The organism is Pseudomonas sp. CFBP 8772 (assembly GCF_014841665.1).
GTDB lineage: Bacteria > Pseudomonadota > Gammaproteobacteria > Pseudomonadales > Pseudomonadaceae > Aquipseudomonas > Aquipseudomonas graminis_B.
Genome location: NZ_JACYUI010000006.1, coordinates 101,242 through 116,718, shown reverse-complemented (window position 1 = coordinate 116,718; position 15,477 = coordinate 101,242). Strand labels below are relative to the sequence as shown.

The following is a 15,477-nucleotide window of genomic DNA, read 5'->3' as shown; positions in this document are numbered from 1 at the left end:
TGTTGTGTCTACGTTGCGTGATCGGGATACCGCCACATCGACGCCGTCCGGCTCAGGCCATAATGATCGTCACGATTTGGACGTGACCACCATCTTCTTGGCGTGCGCGAGCGACTCCTTGGTCAGATCGATCCCTCCCAGCATTCGCGCCACTTCTTCCACGCGTTCATTTTTGCTTAGCTTGGACACCGCCGTGCGCGTCACATCCGCTTCACGAACCTTGTGCACGAACAGGTGTTGATGCCCTTGGGCGGCCACTTGCGGCAAGTGAGTAACCGTCATGACCTGGCCGCGTTCGCCAAGACGTCGCAGCAGCTGGCCAACAATTTCAGCCGTTGGGCCACCGATACCAACGTCGACTTCGTCAAACACCAGCGTCGGAACCCGGGATGTCTGTGCGGTGATCACCTGTATCGCCAGGCTAATTCGCGACAGCTCCCCGCCCGACGCCACTTTCGCCAGCGCCTTGAGCGGCTGACCCGGGTTGGCGCTGACCAGCAGCTCAACCTGCTCCAGCCCGTTGGGTGACAGTTCTTTATCTACGTTCTCACGCAGCTCGATATTGAAACGGCCGCCCGGCATGCCCAGCCGCTGGATTTCGTGCTCGACCTTGTGGGCCAGCTCCGGTGCAGCGCGGTGACGCAGGTCACTCAGTTCGCGCGCCTTCTCTTGATAGTGCCGCGCGTAGGAACCTACCTCATGCTCCAGTCTCTCGATCGCTTCATCGTTGGCGTTGAGGGTTTCGATCTCGTCGAGCAATTTCTGATGCAGCGCCGCGACTTCAGTCGGCTGCACGCGGTGTTTGCGAGCCAGCGTGTAGATGGTGTCGAGGCGCTCTTCGATTTGCTGCAGGCGGGCGGGGTCCGCTTCGAAGCGATCGAGGAAACGATTGATCTCGCCGACGGCCTCTTCGACCTGAATCTGCGCACTGGAGAGCAGGTTGGTCGCCTCGTTCAGTGCATCGGGCGTGTTGTTTACGCTGCTGAGTCTGTTGAGGCTGGCGGTCAGTGCGTTCAGCGCATTGCCCGAATCGCTTTCACTGCACAGCTCGACCACTTGCCGGCAGATGCCCAGCAGGCTCTCGGCATTGGTCAGCGTGGTGTGTTCCTGTTCCAGCCGCTCGAGTTCGTTTTCGCCAAGGCTCAGGCTTTCCAGCTCTTCAAGCTGGTAGCTCAGCAACTGATGCTTGGCACGCTGCTCGTCGCCGGAGTTGGAAAGACGTTCAAGCTCCTGCCGCGTTTGCCGCCAGCGCTGGAAGGCCAGTTGAACCTGACGGGCGAGATCGGTGGCGCCCGCGTATTCGTCCAGCAGTCGCCGATGGGTATCGGTCTTGAGCAGTGACTGATGCTCGTGCTGACTGTGAATGTCGATGACCAGCTCGCCAAGTGCTTTCAGGTCGCCCTGGGGGCATGGCGTGCCATTGATGTAGGCGCGTGAACGGCCTTCGGCAGTAATGACGCGGCGCAGAATGCAGGGGCCGTCGGTTTCGAGGTCCCGCTCCTTCAGCCAGGCGCTTGCTTCAGGGATATCCGACACGTCGAAGGTCGCGAGAATGTCTGCCTTGTCGGCCCCTGGCCTTACCACGCCACTGTCGGCGCGATCGCCCAGCGTCAGGCCGAGGGCGTCGAGCATGATCGACTTGCCGGCCCCGGTTTCCCCGGTGATCACACTCATGCCGCGACCCAGTTCGAGATCGAGATGTTCAACGATGGCGTAGTTATGTATGGACAGGTGGACCAGCATCAGAGCGGCTCCCAAACAACTTGTCTGGTTATTTATACAGTGTTTTGGTTTGGGCTGACAATGCCCGCTCTTAGCTCGATTTGAAAGGTCATCGCCCATTTTTAGCATCAAACCTGCATTTCGCCACCGTGCGGGGCCGTCGAACTCATGTCGGAATATTTGTAGGGTTATTCGGCCGATCCTGCACCTAAACCCCTTGAACCCGAAAATTACGACCCCATATAGCCGGGCAGAGGCGTGAGTTGAGCTCACGGATGTAATTAGAAGGAGAGAATTTATGGCTGACGAACAGAACCCGGACATGCAGGCCCAGGATCAGGCTGCCGACACGGCGACTTCTCAAGATGATCTGGCAACCCGTGTGCAAGTGCTTGAAGAACAGCTGAAGGCGGCGCAGGACCAGTCTCTGCGTGTGGCTGCGGATCTGCAGAACGTCCGCCGCCGTGCCGAGCAAGACGTTGAGAAGGCGCACAAGTTTGCGCTCGAAAAGTTTGCGAGCGATCTGCTGCCGATCGTCGACAGCCTTGAGCGTGGTCTGGACTTGTCCAACTCGGATGACGAGAGCATCCGGCCGATGCGCGAAGGCATCGAGCTGACGCTGAAAATGTTCTACGACACGCTCAAGCGCTACAACCTTGAAGCCATCGACCCACATGGCCAGCCGTTCAACGCCGAGCACCATCAGGCAATGGCGATGCAGGAAAGCGCGGACGTCGAGCCGAACAGCGTGCTCAAGGTGTTCCAGAAGGGTTATCAGCTCAATGGCCGTCTGCTTCGCCCGGCCATGGTCGTGGTCAGCAAGGCGCCATCGCCTGTTTCGCCGTCGATTGACGAGCAGGCTTGAAATTAGCTGAGTGGCCCCCATTTACAGGCCAAGCGTTTAAGAATTACCGCAATTTGTAAATGCAGTTGCGGCAACCAAATTTAAGTTTCGGGAGAGTCAAAAATGGGCAAGATTATCGGTATCGACCTGGGGACCACCAACTCCTGCGTCTCGGTTCTGGAAAACGGTAAAGCCAAGGTTATCGAGAACGCCGAAGGCGCTCGTACCACCCCGTCGATCATTGCGTATGCCAATGATGGCGAGATCCTCGTAGGCCAATCGGCCAAGCGTCAGGCAGTCACCAACCCGCACAACACCCTGTACGCGGTGAAGCGTCTGATCGGCCGTAAGTTCGACGAAGAAGTCGTGCAGAAAGACATCAAGATGGTCCCTTACAAAATCGCCAAGGCTGATAACGGCGATGCGTGGGTTGAAGTCAACGACAAGAAAATGTCCCCTCCTCAGATTTCGGCTGAAATCCTGAAGAAAATGAAGAAGACCGCCGAAGACTACCTCGGCGAGACCGTGACTGAAGCAGTCATCACCGTCCCTGCTTACTTCAACGACAGCCAGCGTCAGGCCACCAAAGACGCCGGTCGTATTGCAGGTCTGGACGTGAAGCGCATCATCAACGAGCCGACCGCAGCTGCGTTGGCTTACGGTATGGACAAAGCGAAGGGCGATCACACCGTCATCGTTTATGACCTGGGTGGCGGTACGTTCGACGTCTCCGTTATTGAAATCGCTGAAGTCGATGGCGAGCACCAGTTCGAAGTGTTGGCCACCAACGGCGACACGTTCCTGGGTGGTGAAGACTTCGACATCCGCCTGATCGATTACCTGGTTGACGAATTCAAGAAAGAATCCGGCATGAACCTGAAAGGTGATCCGCTGGCGATGCAGCGTCTGAAAGAAGCTGCCGAGAAAGCGAAGATCGAACTGTCTTCGAGCAATTCGACCGACGTGAACCTGCCGTACATCACTGCAGATGCCACCGGTCCTAAGCACTTGAACGTGAAGATCTCGCGCGCCAAGCTGGAATCGCTGGTTGAAGACCTGGTTCAGCGCACCATCGAGCCTTGCCGCATTGCGTTGAAAGATTCGGGTATCGACATCGGCGCGATCAACGACGTGATCCTGGTCGGCGGTCAGACCCGTATGCCACTGGTTCAGCAGAAGGTCACCGAGTTCTTCGGTAAAGAAGCGCGTAAAGACGTCAACCCTGACGAAGCCGTCGCTATGGGTGCAGCCATCCAGGGTGCGGTACTGGCCGGCGACGTGAAAGACGTTCTGCTGCTGGACGTCAGCCCGCTGACGCTGGGTATCGAAACCATGGGCGGCGTGATGACCGCGCTGATCGAGAAAAACACCACGATTCCTACCAAGAAATCCCAAGTGTTCTCGACTGCCGACGACAATCAGGGCGCAGTGACCATTCACGTGCTGCAGGGCGAGCGTAAGCAAGCGGCTCAGAACAAGTCCCTGGGCAAGTTCGACCTGGCCGAGATTCCGCCAGCACCACGTGGCGTGCCTCAGATCGAGGTGACCTTCGACATCGACGCCAACGGCATCCTGCACGTCGGCGCGAAAGACAAGGCGACGGGCAAGACTCAGTCGATCGTGATCAAGGCCAACTCTGGTCTGTCGGACGAAGAAATCCAGCAGATGATTCGCGACGCTGAAGCGAACTCGGACGAAGACCGCAAGTTTGAAGAGCTGGCATCTGCCCGTAACCAGGGCGATGCGCTGGTTCACTCGACGCGCAAAATGATCTCCGACGCTGGCGATAAAGTCACCGCCGAAGAGAAGACCGCTATCGAGGCTGCACTGGTTGCACTTGAAGCCGCTGTGAAAGGCGACGACAAGGCTGCCATCGACGCCAAGATCGAAGAGCTGTCGAAAGTCTCCGCGCCGGTCGCTCAGAAAATGTACGCCGAGCAAGGCGAAAAACCTGAAGGCGGTGCTCAGCCGGCTCAGGAAGAAAGCAAGCCGGCCGACGACGTTGTCGACGCCGAGTTCGAAGAAGTAAAAGAAAACAAGTAAGCGCAGGCTCACTTGATCGCCGGTTGACCACCTTCCAGTGGTCGCTGGTAGGATGTCGCCGCGCGGGAGCTTGCTCCCGCGTTGGCGTGTCTGGAACACCCGAATTTTCAAGCGCGCGATTCCGTATCGCGGGCTTTGTGGCAAAGCCGGATGCTCCTGCACTCCGGCTTGTTCAGCCGCTTTTCTCGGTCGATCGAAGGCCGTTGAACCAAGACCAGGATCGTTGAATTGACGTGAGTTGGGTCCGGGCCTGAAAGGGGCTCAACGAGTTCGGCAGACTCAGGAGGGTCATGCCGGACGTCCTCAAGAGTGCGGAAAAGTTATGTCAAAGCGTGATTATTACGAAGTATTGGGCGTGGAGCGTGGCTCCAGTGAAGCAGATCTGAAAAAGGCGTATCGCCGTCTCGCCATGAAATATCACCCTGACCGCAACCCGGGTGACAAGGCTTCGGAAGACGCCTTCAAGGAAGCCAACGAAGCGTACGAAGTGCTTTCCGATGCCAGCAAGCGCGCGGCCTATGACCAATACGGTCATGCCGGCGTCGATCAAGGTATGGGTGGCGGCGGATTCGGCGGCGGTGGCGCCAACTTCTCCGACATCTTCGGCGATGTCTTCAGCGACTTCTTCGGCGGGGGTCGCGCTGGCGGCGGTGGTCGTGGTGGTGCCCAACGTGGCAGCGATCTTCGCTATACCCTCGAGTTGAATCTTGAAGAAGCGGTGCGCGGCACGACCGTCAGCATCCGTGTGCCGACGCTGGTCAACTGCAAGCCGTGCGACGGCAGCGGCGCCAAAAAGGGCTCGTCCCCTGTGACCTGCCCGACATGCGGCGGCATCGGCCAGGTGCGCATGCAGCAGGGCTTTTTCTCTGTTCAGCAGACCTGCCCGCGTTGCCACGGCAACGGCAAGATCATCTCCGATCCTTGCGACTCCTGCCATGGCGAAGGCCGTGTGGAAGAGTCCAAGACGCTGTCGGTCAAAGTGCCGCCAGGCGTCGATACCGGCGATCGTATTCGTCTGTCGGGCGAAGGTGAAGCGGGGACGCAGGGCGGCCCAACGGGCGACCTGTACGTCGTGATCAACGTGCGTGAACACGCGATCTTCCAGCGCGACGGCAAGCACCTGTACTGCGAAGTGCCAATCAGCTTCACTGACGCTGCGCTGGGTGGTGAGCTGGAAGTGCCGACGCTGGATGGTCGCGTCAAACTGAAGATCCCGGAAGGCACGCAAACCGGTAAGCAGTTCCGCCTGCGCGGCAAGGGCGTTGCCCCTGTACGTGGTGGCGGCGCCGGCGACCTGATGTGCCGTGTTGCTGTCGAAACTCCGGTCAACCTCGGGCGTCGTCAGCGTGAATTGCTCGAAGAGTTCCGTGCCTCCCTTGAAGGTGACAGCTCTCACTCGCCTAAAGCCAGTGGCTGGTTCGAAGGTGTGAAGCGTTTCTTCGGCGATCTCTAAGGGGTAGGGCATGCGACGCATTGCAGTGATGGGCGCCGCCGGGCGCATGGGCAAGAACCTGATCGAGGCGGTGCAGGATCGTGCGCCGCTCACCGGGCTGACGGCGGCAATCGTTCGTCCCGGCAGCACGATGATCGGTGCCGACGCCGGCGAACTCGCATCGCTGGGGCGTATCGGTGTCCAGTTGACCGGTAATCTGGAGCAGGTTGCCGACGAGTTCGACGTCCTGATCGACTTCACATTGCCGGACGTCATGCTGAAAAATCTGGCGCTCTGTCGTAAGGCGGGCAAGGCGATGGTCATTGGTACCACCGGCTTGAGCGTCGAACAAAAGCGCCTGCTGGGGGAGGCGAGCCGGGACATTCCTGTCGTCTTCGCGTCCAATTTCAGTGTGGGTGTGAACCTGTCGTTCAAGCTGCTGGATCTGGCGGCGCGAGTGATGGGTGAGGATGCGGACATCGAGATCATCGAAGCTCATCACCGCAACAAAGTCGATGCTCCGTCGGGTACGGCGGTCAGCATGGGTGAGGTCGTTGCCAATGCCTTGGGGCGTGACTTGAGCAAGGTCGCTGTCTACGGTCGTGAGGGCTACACGGGTGTTCGTGACCGCGAGACGATCGGTTTCGCCACGGTCCGTGGCGGTGACGTCGTAGGTGATCACACTGTGCTGTTCGCCGCCGAGGGCGAGCGCCTGGAGATTACGCACAAGGCGTCAAGTCGCATGACATTCGCCAAGGGTGCAGTGCGTGCAGCGCTGTGGCTCGATGGCAAGGCGCCGGGTCTTTACGACATGCAGGACGTGCTCGATCTGCGTTGAGTGGTCCGGTGCTCTGAATCTGACAAGTAACAATGCGGGCAGGAGAGGGGCTTTCCCTGTATCCTGCCCGCAGTTTCAAGTCATTACACACCCGCTACGCGATGTCCCGTCGCACTCCCCAGCCCTCACGGCAATTTTAGCGGTGGATTAAAAAGACCTCTTTCTGTAAGCTACAGCTTTAGTGTGTCCACTAAAAGCGCGCAGATAATTCTATGAAAAAAGCGGGGTGACGTGTCTATACGTCATTCCGCTTTTTTACAACCTGCGATCGCCCTTTCAGGCTTTATTACGGGAGGTCTTCTTGACTAAGCCAGCCATACTCGCCCTTGCTGATGGCAGCATTTTTCGCGGCGAAGCCATTGGTGCCGACGGTCAAACCGTTGGTGAAGTGGTGTTCAACACCGCAATGACCGGCTATCAGGAAATTCTTACCGATCCTTCCTATGCCCAGCAAATCGTCACCCTGACTTACCCGCACATCGGCAACACCGGCACCACGCCGGAAGACGCCGAGTCTGACCGCGTCTGGGCGGCGGGTCTGGTGATTCGCGACCTGCCACTGGTGGCGAGCAACTGGCGTAACAAGATGCCGCTCGCTGAGTATCTGAAAGCCAATAAAACCGTTGCGATTGCGGGCATCGACACTCGCCGCCTGACGCGTATCCTTCGCGAGAGGGGCGCTCAAAGTGGCTGCATCATGGCTGGCGACAACATTTCCGAAGAAGCGGCCATCGCGGCAGCACGGGGCTTCCCGGGCCTGAAGGGCATGGACCTCGCCAAGGAAGTCAGCACGAAAGACACCTACGAGTGGCGCTCCACGGTCTGGAATCTGCAGTCCGACAGCAGCCCCGAAGTTGCCGCAGCTGATTTGAAGTACCACGTGGTCGCCTGGGACTACGGCGTCAAGCTGAACATCCTGCGCATGCTGGTTGAGCGTGGTTGCCGTGTCACGGTCGTACCTGCGCAAACCCCTGCCAGTGAAGTGCTTGCCCTCAAGCCGGACGGCATCTTCCTGTCCAACGGCCCTGGCGACCCGGAGCCCTGCGACTACGCCATTCAGGCGATCAAGGATGTGCTGGAGACTGACATTCCAGTCTTTGGTATCTGCCTGGGTCACCAGCTGTTGGCGCTCGCTTCCGGCGCTCGGACCATCAAGATGGATCTGGGCCACCATGGCGCCAACCACCCTGTTCAGGACCTGGACACCGGCGTGGTCATGATCACCAGCCAGAACCACGGTTTTGCGGTGGATGAAGCGACCTTGCCGAGCAACGTTCGCGCGATTCACAAATCGCTGTTCGACGGCAGCCTGCAAGGCATCGAGCGCACCGACAAGGACGCGTTCAGCTTCCAGGGCCACCCTGAAGCGAGCCCGGGCCCGACCGACGTCGCGCCGCTGTTTGATCGTTTCATCACAGCGATGGACAAGCGCCGCTAAGGCTGCCTTGCGACTGTAGCGAGCAGGTGGCCGCGGCGGATCGGACAAGGTTCGATAGCCCGCCCGGCACCTGAGATGTTCAAGACGGCTTGCCGACTGACACAGGATTCGAGTGACAACCCATGCCAAAACGTACAGACATTAAAAGCATCCTGATTCTTGGCGCTGGCCCGATCGTAATCGGCCAGGCCTGCGAATTCGACTACTCCGGCGCCCAGGCCTGCAAGGCCCTGCGCGAAGAGGGTTACCGCGTCATTCTGGTCAACTCGAACCCGGCCACCATCATGACCGACCCGGCCATGGCGGATGCGACCTACATCGAGCCGATCAAATGGGCGACCGTCGCCAAGATCATCGAAAAAGAACGCCCCGACGCGCTGCTGCCAACCATGGGCGGCCAGACCGCACTGAACTGCGCGCTGGACCTGGAGCGCGAAGGCGTTCTGGAGAAGTTCGGCGTTGAGATGATCGGCGCCAATGCCGATACCATCGACAAGGCTGAAGACCGCTCCCGTTTCGACAAGGCCATGAAGTCCATCGGCCTGGCTTGCCCGCGTTCCGGTATCGCCCACAGCATGGAAGAGGCCAATACGGTCCTCGAAAAGCTGGGCTTCCCGTGCATCATTCGTCCGTCCTTCACCATGGGCGGCACTGGTGGCGGCATCGCGTACAACCGTGAAGAGTTCGAAGAAATCTGCGCCCGCGGTCTCGACCTGTCGCCGACCAAAGAGCTGCTGATCGACGAATCGCTGATCGGCTGGAAAGAATACGAAATGGAAGTTGTCCGCGACAAAAAGGACAACTGCATCATCGTCTGCTCCATTGAAAACTTCGACCCGATGGGCGTGCACACCGGCGACTCCATCACGGTCGCGCCGGCACAGACGCTCACCGACAAGGAATACCAGATCCTGCGTAACGCCTCGCTGGCGGTCCTGCGTGAGATCGGCGTCGAAACAGGCGGCTCAAACGTTCAGTTCGGCATCTGCCCGGACACCGGCCGTATGGTCGTGATCGAGATGAACCCGCGGGTTTCTCGCTCTTCTGCACTGGCTTCCAAGGCCACCGGTTTTCCGATCGCCCGAGTGGCAGCCAAGCTGGCTGTCGGCTACACGCTGGACGAGTTGCAGAACGAAATCACCGGCGGCAAGACCCCGGCGTCGTTCGAGCCATCGATCGACTACGTCGTGACCAAACTGCCACGCTTTGCGTTCGAGAAGTTCGCCAAAGCTGACGCGCGCCTGACCACTCAAATGAAGTCAGTCGGCGAAGTCATGGCCATCGGCCGGACTTTCCAGGAATCCCTGCAGAAAGCCCTGCGCGGCCTGGAAGTGGGTGTCAGCGGTCTCGATCCGAAGCTGGACCTCAGCAATCCGGAAAGCATGAGCATTCTCAAGCGCGAGCTGACGGTTCCGGGTGCCGAGCGCATCTGGTACGTCGCTGACGCTTTCCGTGCCGGCATGACGGTTGAACAGATTTTCGGCATGAACATGATCGACCCCTGGTTCCTGGTGCAGATCGAAGATCTGATCAAGGACGAAGAGAAGGTCAAGACCCTCGGCCTGTCGGCGATTGACCGCGACATCATGTATCGCCTCAAGCGCAAGGGCTTCTCCGATGCCCGCCTGGCCAAGCTGCTGGGTGTGACCGAGAAGAACCTGCGCACGCATCGTCACAAACTGGACGTGCTGCCGGTCTACAAGCGCGTTGACACCTGCGCAGCCGAGTTCGCCACCGACACCGCGTACATGTACTCCACGTACGAGGAAGAGTGCGAAGCCAACCCGACGAATCGCGACAAGATCATGATTCTGGGTGGCGGTCCGAACCGCATTGGCCAAGGCATCGAGTTCGACTACTGCTGCGTACACGCCGCGCTGGCCCTGCGTGAAGACGGGTACGAGACCATCATGGTCAACTGCAACCCTGAAACCGTATCGACCGACTACGACACCTCTGACCGTCTGTACTTCGAGCCGGTGACCCTGGAAGACGTGCTGGAAATCGTCCGCGTCGAGAAGCCGAAAGGCGTGATCGTCCAGTACGGCGGCCAGACCCCGTTGAAGCTGGCGCGCGCACTGGAAGCTGCAGGCGTGCCAATCATCGGCACCAGCCCGGACGCCATTGACCGTGCAGAAGACCGTGAGCGCTTCCAGCAGATGGTCGAGCGACTGAACCTGCGTCAGCCACCAAACGCCACCGTGCGCAGCGAAGACGAAGCCATTCGGGCGGCGGCGAAGATCGGCTACCCGCTGGTGGTGCGTCCGTCCTACGTACTGGGCGGCCGTGCGATGGAGATCGTCTACGAAGAAGACGAACTCAAGCGCTACCTGCGTGAAGCGGTTCAAGTGTCCAACGACAGCCCGGTGCTGCTTGACCACTTCCTCAACTGCGCCATCGAAATGGACGTTGATGCGGTCTGCGACGGCACCGACGTGGTGATCGGCGCAATCATGCAGCACATCGAACAGGCCGGTGTTCACTCCGGTGACTCGGCATGCTCGCTGCCACCGTATTCGCTGCCGGCGCATATCCAGGACGAAATGCGTGAGCAGGTCAAGAAAATGGCCCTGGAGCTCGGCGTTGTCGGTCTGATGAACGTGCAGCTCGCATTGCAGGGCGAAGACATCTACGTCATTGAAGTGAACCCGCGCGCATCGCGTACGGTACCGTTCGTGTCGAAGTGCATCGGAGTCTCCCTGGCGATGATTGCCGCTCGCGTCATGGCTGGCAAAACGCTGAAAGAACTCGGCTTCACCAAAGAAATCATTCCGAATTTCTACAGCGTGAAAGAAGCGGTGTTCCCATTCGCCAAGTTCCCGGGCGTCGACCCGATCCTCGGCCCAGAAATGAAGTCGACCGGCGAAGTCATGGGTGTCGGCGACACCTTCGGCGAAGCATTCGCGAAAGCCCAGATGGGCGCCAGTGAAGTCCTGCCGACTGGCGGCACGGCCTTCATCAGCGTGCGTGACGACGACAAGCCGCTGGTGGCAGGTGTGGCACGCAGCTTGATCGAACTGGGCTTCGATATCGTTGCAACCGCTGGGACCGCACGCCTGATCGAAGAGGCCGGGCTGAAAGTTCGCCGCGTCAACAAGGTGACCGAGGGCCGTCCACACGTGGTCGACATGATCAAGAATGACGAAGTCACGCTGATCATCAACACGACCGAAGGGCGCCAGTCGATCGCTGATTCCTACTCCATTCGCCGCAATGCCCTGCAGCACAAGATCTACTGCACCACGACTATCGCTGCGGGCGAGGCCATCTGTGAAGCGCTGAAGTTCGGCCCTGAAAAAACCGTACGCCGCTTGCAGGATCTACACGCAGGACTGAAAGCATGATCAAGTACCCAATGACCGTTCAGGGCGCTCGCGCCCTGGAAGAGGAACACGCACACCTGACCAAGGTGGTTCGTCCCAAGCTCAGTCAGGACATCGGGACTGCGCGCGAGCTGGGCGATCTCAAGGAAAACGCCGAGTACCATGCCGCCCGCGAACAGCAGGGCATGGTCGAAGCGCGCATCCGCGACATCGAAGGCCGGATCCAGAATCAGGTGATCATCGACGTCACCACCATCCCTCACACTGGGAAAGTGATCTTCGGCACTACCGTCGAAATTGCAAACGTGGAGACAGACGACCGCGTCACCTATCACATCGTGGGTGAGGACGAAGCTGACTTCAAACTGGGCAAGATTTCGGTGGGCTCGCCGCTCGCTCGCGCGTTAATTGGCAAGGAAGAGGGCGATGTCGTCGCTGTGAAGACACCAAGCGGTGTGATCGAGTACGAAATCGTGGAAGTGCGTCACGTTTGATGATCAACACCCGCATTGCGCGGGTGTAGATTCAGACAGCGGGTTCGAAGGTCATTGCATGGCCTATCGAACCGGCGGTCGCATGTCGGGTCTGACCGGTTCGGCGCTCAACTTTGCAGCTGGGCATCGAATCTAACGGCCAGCGCGTGTTCGCCGCTGACCCGAAGAGGATCAGTTGAAGCGGTGGACGTTGGACAGCTGCTTGTTTACCTTCGGGTTCTTGCGGTAAATCAGCGCCATTTTGCCAATGACCTGCACAAGATCGGCCTTGCCGACTTTGCACAGTTCAGCGATGGCTGCCAGGCGGCTTTCGCGGTCGAGGATGTTGAGTTTGATTTTAATCAACTCGTGATCGCCCAGTGCGCGCTCCAGTTCGGCCAACACACCTTCAGTCAGACCATTGTCCGCCACGATCAACACCGGTTTCAGATGGTGGCCAATGGATTTGTATTGTTTCTTCTGCTCTTGAGTGAGCGGCATAATCTGACCTCTGCGTCTGATCTTGTAAAAAGCGGCGGCCAGTTTACCCGAGCGAGTCCGGGACCGCCCGGTTAATCGCGACTCGTCCTAATTTTTTGAGGTGCTCCGTGGCACGTTCCAAAACCAGCCATAACTGGCTTAAAGAACACTTCGACGACAAGTACGTCAAAATGGCGCAGCGGGATGGCTACCGTTCCCGCGCCAGTTACAAGCTCCTGGAGATTCAGGAGAAGGACAAGATCATTCGTCCTGGCATGACGGTCATCGACCTTGGCGCGGCGCCAGGCGGCTGGTCGCAGGTGACCAGTCGTCTGATTGGTGGTCAAGGTCGGCTGATTGCATCTGACATCCTGGAAATGGACAGCATCCCTGACGTGACTTTCATTCAGGGGGATTTCACCCAGGATGAGGTACTGGCGCAGATCCTCGAGGCTGTCGGTAATACGCAGGTAGACCTTGTGATTTCCGACATGGCCCCCAATATGAGTGGATTGAGCGCTGTTGATATGCCCCGCGCAATGTTCCTCTGTGAGTTGGCGCTTGATTTAGCCGGCCGTGTGCTGCGCCCAGGTGGCGATTTCCTGATCAAAGTCTTCCAGGGTGAAGGGTTTGACGTGTACCACAAGGACATCCGCAAGCTGTTCGACAAGGTACAGATGCGCAAGCCTTTGTCGTCGCGAGACCGTTCCAGGGAGCAGTACTTGTTGGGTCGCGGCTTTCGCGGCGTAGAAGGATCGGCAAGCGATGAGCGCCTTTGATCAAGCGATAGCTTTTTTCAAATGGCTTAATCAAGGGAGCGTAACCAACATCGCGTAGTCAAAGTTTCACAAAGGGTTACAGACGCCGCCTGCCACGCCTGTAGGATCTGTAGTACGTTAGGCCGGTAAATATCATGCGAGGCACGCTCCAGCGTGGAGCTTGCTTCAGAGGGTAGCTAATTGAACGATATGGCAAAGAATTTGATCCTGTGGTTGATTATCGCGGCGGTTCTCGTGACCGTGATGAACAACTTCTCCAGTCCTAACGAGCCACAGACCCTCAACTATTCCGAATTCATCCAGCAGGTGAAGGACGGCAAAGTCGAGAAGGTTGCCGTTGACGGTTACGTCATTACCGGCAAGCGCAGCGATGGCGACTCCTTCAAGACCATTCGCCCTGCCATTCAGGACAACGGTTTGATCGGTGACCTGGTCGACAACAACGTTGTGATCGAGGGCAAGCAGCCAGAGCAGCAAAGCATCTGGACTCAGCTCCTTGTCGCCAGCTTCCCTATCCTCGTGATTATTGCTGTCTTCATGTTCTTCATGCGTCAGATGCAGGGCGGTGCGGGGGGCAAAGGCGGACCGATGAGCTTTGGTAAAAGCAAGGCGCGTCTGCTCTCCGAGGATCAGGTCAAAACCACGCTGGCTGATGTCGCCGGCTGTGATGAGGCCAAGGAGGAAGTCGGCGAGCTCGTCGAGTTTCTGCGCGACCCGGGCAAGTTCCAGCGCCTCGGCGGTCGCATCCCTCGCGGCGTCCTCATGGTGGGTCCTCCAGGTACAGGTAAAACCCTGATCGCGAAGGCCATCGCGGGTGAAGCCAAGGTTCCGTTTTTCACGATCTCCGGTTCCGACTTTGTCGAAATGTTTGTCGGCGTGGGTGCAAGCCGTGTTCGTGACATGTTTGAACAGGCCAAGAAACACGCGCCTTGCATCATCTTCATCGACGAAATCGATGCCGTAGGCCGCCATCGTGGCGGTGGCATGGGCGGTGGTCATGATGAGCGTGAGCAGACGCTCAACCAGTTACTGGTTGAGATGGACGGCTTTGAGATGAACGACGGCATCATCGTGATCGCTGCCACCAACCGTCCAGACGTTCTCGACCCTGCCCTGCTGCGTCCAGGCCGTTTCGACCGTCAGGTAGTGGTTGGCCTGCCCGATATCCGCGGTCGTGAGCAGATTCTTAAAGTACACATGCGCAAAGTGCCAATGGGCGACGATGTTCAGCCAGGCGTGATTGCTCGTGGTACCCCGGGGTTCTCCGGTGCCGATCTGGCCAACCTGGTTAACGAGGCATCGCTGTTCGCTGCCCGTACCGGTAAGCGCATCGTCGAGATGAAAGAGTTCGAATTGGCGAAAGACAAGATCATGATGGGCGCTGAGCGCAAATCGATGGTCATGTCCGACAAAGAGAAGCGCAATACGGCTTATCACGAGGCAGGTCATGCGATTGTTGGCCGCGTCGTGCCAGAGCATGATCCGGTCTACAAAGTGTCGATCATCCCGCGCGGTCGTGCGTTAGGTGTGACGATGTTCCTGCCCGAGGAGGACCGCTACAGTCTGTCCAAGCGTGCCCTGATCAGTCAGATCTGCTCGCTGTACGGCGGTCGAATCGCGGAAGAAATGACGCTTGGCTTCGATGGTGTCACCACGGGTGCTTCCAACGACATTATGCGGGCCAGCCAGATCGCTCGGAACATGGTCACCAAATGGGGCCTCTCGGAGAAGCTTGGTCCATTGATGTATTCGGACGAGGAAGAAGGCGGTTACCTGGGGCGTGGCGGTGGCGGTCAGAACGCCAGTCTCTCCGGGGACACTGCTCGTCTGATCGACTCCGAAGTGCGCAGCATCATTGATCAATGCTACGGGACCGCGAAACAGATCCTCACGGACAACCGTGACAAGCTGGAAGCGATGGCTGATGCGTTGATGAAATACGAAACCATCGATGCCGAGCAGATCGATGACATCATGGCAGGCCGCACACCGCGCGAGCCTCGTGATTGGGAAGGTGGTTCCGGAGATTCCGGCACCCCGATCGCACCTGTAGGTCCGCGTCCGGAATCGCCTATTGGCGGCCCTGCTGCTGAACACTAAGGTCT

11 protein-coding genes are annotated in these 15,477 nt (G+C 58.6%); 9 read left to right on the top strand and 2 right to left on the bottom strand.

The window, feature by feature from the left end; all coding sequences use genetic code 11:
- Nucleotides 1–69: 69 nt before the first annotated feature.
- The gene (recN, locus tag IFT99_RS14140; protein ID WP_192132974.1) at nt 70–1,743 is read right to left on the bottom strand and encodes a DNA repair protein RecN; all 1,674 of its coding nucleotides are present in this window, start codon (nt 1,741–1,743) and stop codon (nt 70–72) included.
- Nucleotides 1,744–2,020: 277 nt separating this feature from the next.
- On the opposite strand from recN, the gene grpE reads away from it, so the two are divergent.
- From grpE to greA, 7 genes are all read left to right on the top strand, one after another.
- Nucleotides 2,021–2,587 carry a nucleotide exchange factor GrpE gene (gene grpE / locus IFT99_RS14135; RefSeq protein WP_065987614.1) on the top strand — a complete coding sequence of 189 codons (567 nt, stop codon included), beginning with the start codon at nt 2,021–2,023 and terminating at the stop codon, nt 2,585–2,587.
- Nucleotides 2,588–2,689: 102 nt separating this feature from the next.
- On the top strand, nt 2,690–4,609 hold the full coding sequence (gene dnaK / locus IFT99_RS14130) for a molecular chaperone DnaK (RefSeq protein ID WP_065987613.1): 1,920 nt from the start codon (nt 2,690–2,692) through the stop codon (nt 4,607–4,609).
- A 322-nt stretch (nt 4,610–4,931) separates the two neighbouring features.
- Nucleotides 4,932–6,062: a molecular chaperone DnaJ gene (gene dnaJ / locus IFT99_RS14125; protein WP_065987612.1), complete on the top strand. Its 1,131-nt coding sequence runs from the start codon at nt 4,932–4,934 to the stop codon at nt 6,060–6,062.
- 10 nt (nt 6,063–6,072) lie between these two features.
- A complete protein-coding gene (gene dapB / locus IFT99_RS14120) occupies nt 6,073–6,879 on the top strand; it encodes a 4-hydroxy-tetrahydrodipicolinate reductase (RefSeq protein WP_192132972.1) in 807 nt (268 codons plus the stop codon).
- Nucleotides 6,880–7,180: 301 nt separating this feature from the next.
- Nucleotides 7,181–8,317, top strand: coding sequence for a glutamine-hydrolyzing carbamoyl-phosphate synthase small subunit (carA, locus tag IFT99_RS14115; RefSeq protein ID WP_192132970.1), 1,137 nt, complete (start codon nt 7,181–7,183; stop codon nt 8,315–8,317).
- A gap of 122 nt (nt 8,318–8,439) precedes the next feature.
- Complete coding sequence (gene carB, locus IFT99_RS14110) at nt 8,440–11,661, top strand: carbamoyl-phosphate synthase large subunit (protein ID WP_192132963.1); 3,222 nt, start codon at nt 8,440–8,442, stop codon at nt 11,659–11,661.
- Entirely contained in the window at nt 11,658–12,134 is a 477-nt protein-coding gene (gene greA, locus IFT99_RS14105) for a transcription elongation factor GreA (protein ID WP_037015137.1), read from the top strand. Before carB ends, greA begins: the two co-directional genes overlap by 4 nt.
- 171 nt (nt 12,135–12,305) lie before the next feature.
- Here greA and IFT99_RS14100 read toward each other — a convergent pair whose 3' ends face one another.
- Nucleotides 12,306–12,614, bottom strand: a complete 309-nt coding sequence (locus tag IFT99_RS14100) for a YhbY family RNA-binding protein (RefSeq protein WP_065987608.1) — start codon at nt 12,612–12,614, stop codon at nt 12,306–12,308.
- Between the two features lie 107 nt (nt 12,615–12,721).
- On the opposite strand from IFT99_RS14100, the gene rlmE reads away from it, so the two are divergent.
- Nucleotides 12,722–13,372, top strand: coding sequence for a 23S rRNA (uridine(2552)-2'-O)-methyltransferase RlmE (gene rlmE / locus IFT99_RS14095; RefSeq protein ID WP_192132956.1), 651 nt, complete (start codon nt 12,722–12,724; stop codon nt 13,370–13,372).
- A 189-nt stretch (nt 13,373–13,561) separates the two neighbouring features.
- The gene (gene ftsH / locus IFT99_RS14090; protein WP_065987606.1) at nt 13,562–15,472 is read left to right on the top strand and encodes an ATP-dependent zinc metalloprotease FtsH; all 1,911 of its coding nucleotides are present in this window, start codon (nt 13,562–13,564) and stop codon (nt 15,470–15,472) included.
- Nucleotides 15,473–15,477: the final 5 nt, after the last annotated feature.

Bases quoted from the DNA above. Each gene is read 5' to 3' on its own strand.
- dnaK (WP_065987613.1), top strand. From the start codon at position 2,690: ATGGGCAAGATTATCGGTATCGACCTGGGGACCACCAACTCCTGCGTC.
- carB (WP_192132963.1), top strand. From the start codon at position 8,440: ATGCCAAAACGTACAGACATTAAAAGCATCCTGATTCTTGGCGCTGGC.
- dapB (WP_192132972.1), top strand. From the start codon at position 6,073: ATGCGACGCATTGCAGTGATGGGCGCCGCCGGGCGCATGGGCAAGAAC.
- dnaJ (WP_065987612.1), top strand. From the start codon at position 4,932: ATGTCAAAGCGTGATTATTACGAAGTATTGGGCGTGGAGCGTGGCTCC.
- grpE (WP_065987614.1), top strand. From the start codon at position 2,021: ATGGCTGACGAACAGAACCCGGACATGCAGGCCCAGGATCAGGCTGCC.
- greA (WP_037015137.1), top strand. From the start codon at position 11,658: ATGATCAAGTACCCAATGACCGTTCAGGGCGCTCGCGCCCTGGAAGAG.
- IFT99_RS14100 (WP_065987608.1), bottom strand. From the start codon at position 12,614: ATGCCGCTCACTCAAGAGCAGAAGAAACAATACAAATCCATTGGCCAC.
- ftsH (WP_065987606.1), top strand. From the start codon at position 13,562: ATGGCAAAGAATTTGATCCTGTGGTTGATTATCGCGGCGGTTCTCGTG.
- recN (WP_192132974.1), bottom strand. From the start codon at position 1,743: ATGCTGGTCCACCTGTCCATACATAACTACGCCATCGTTGAACATCTC.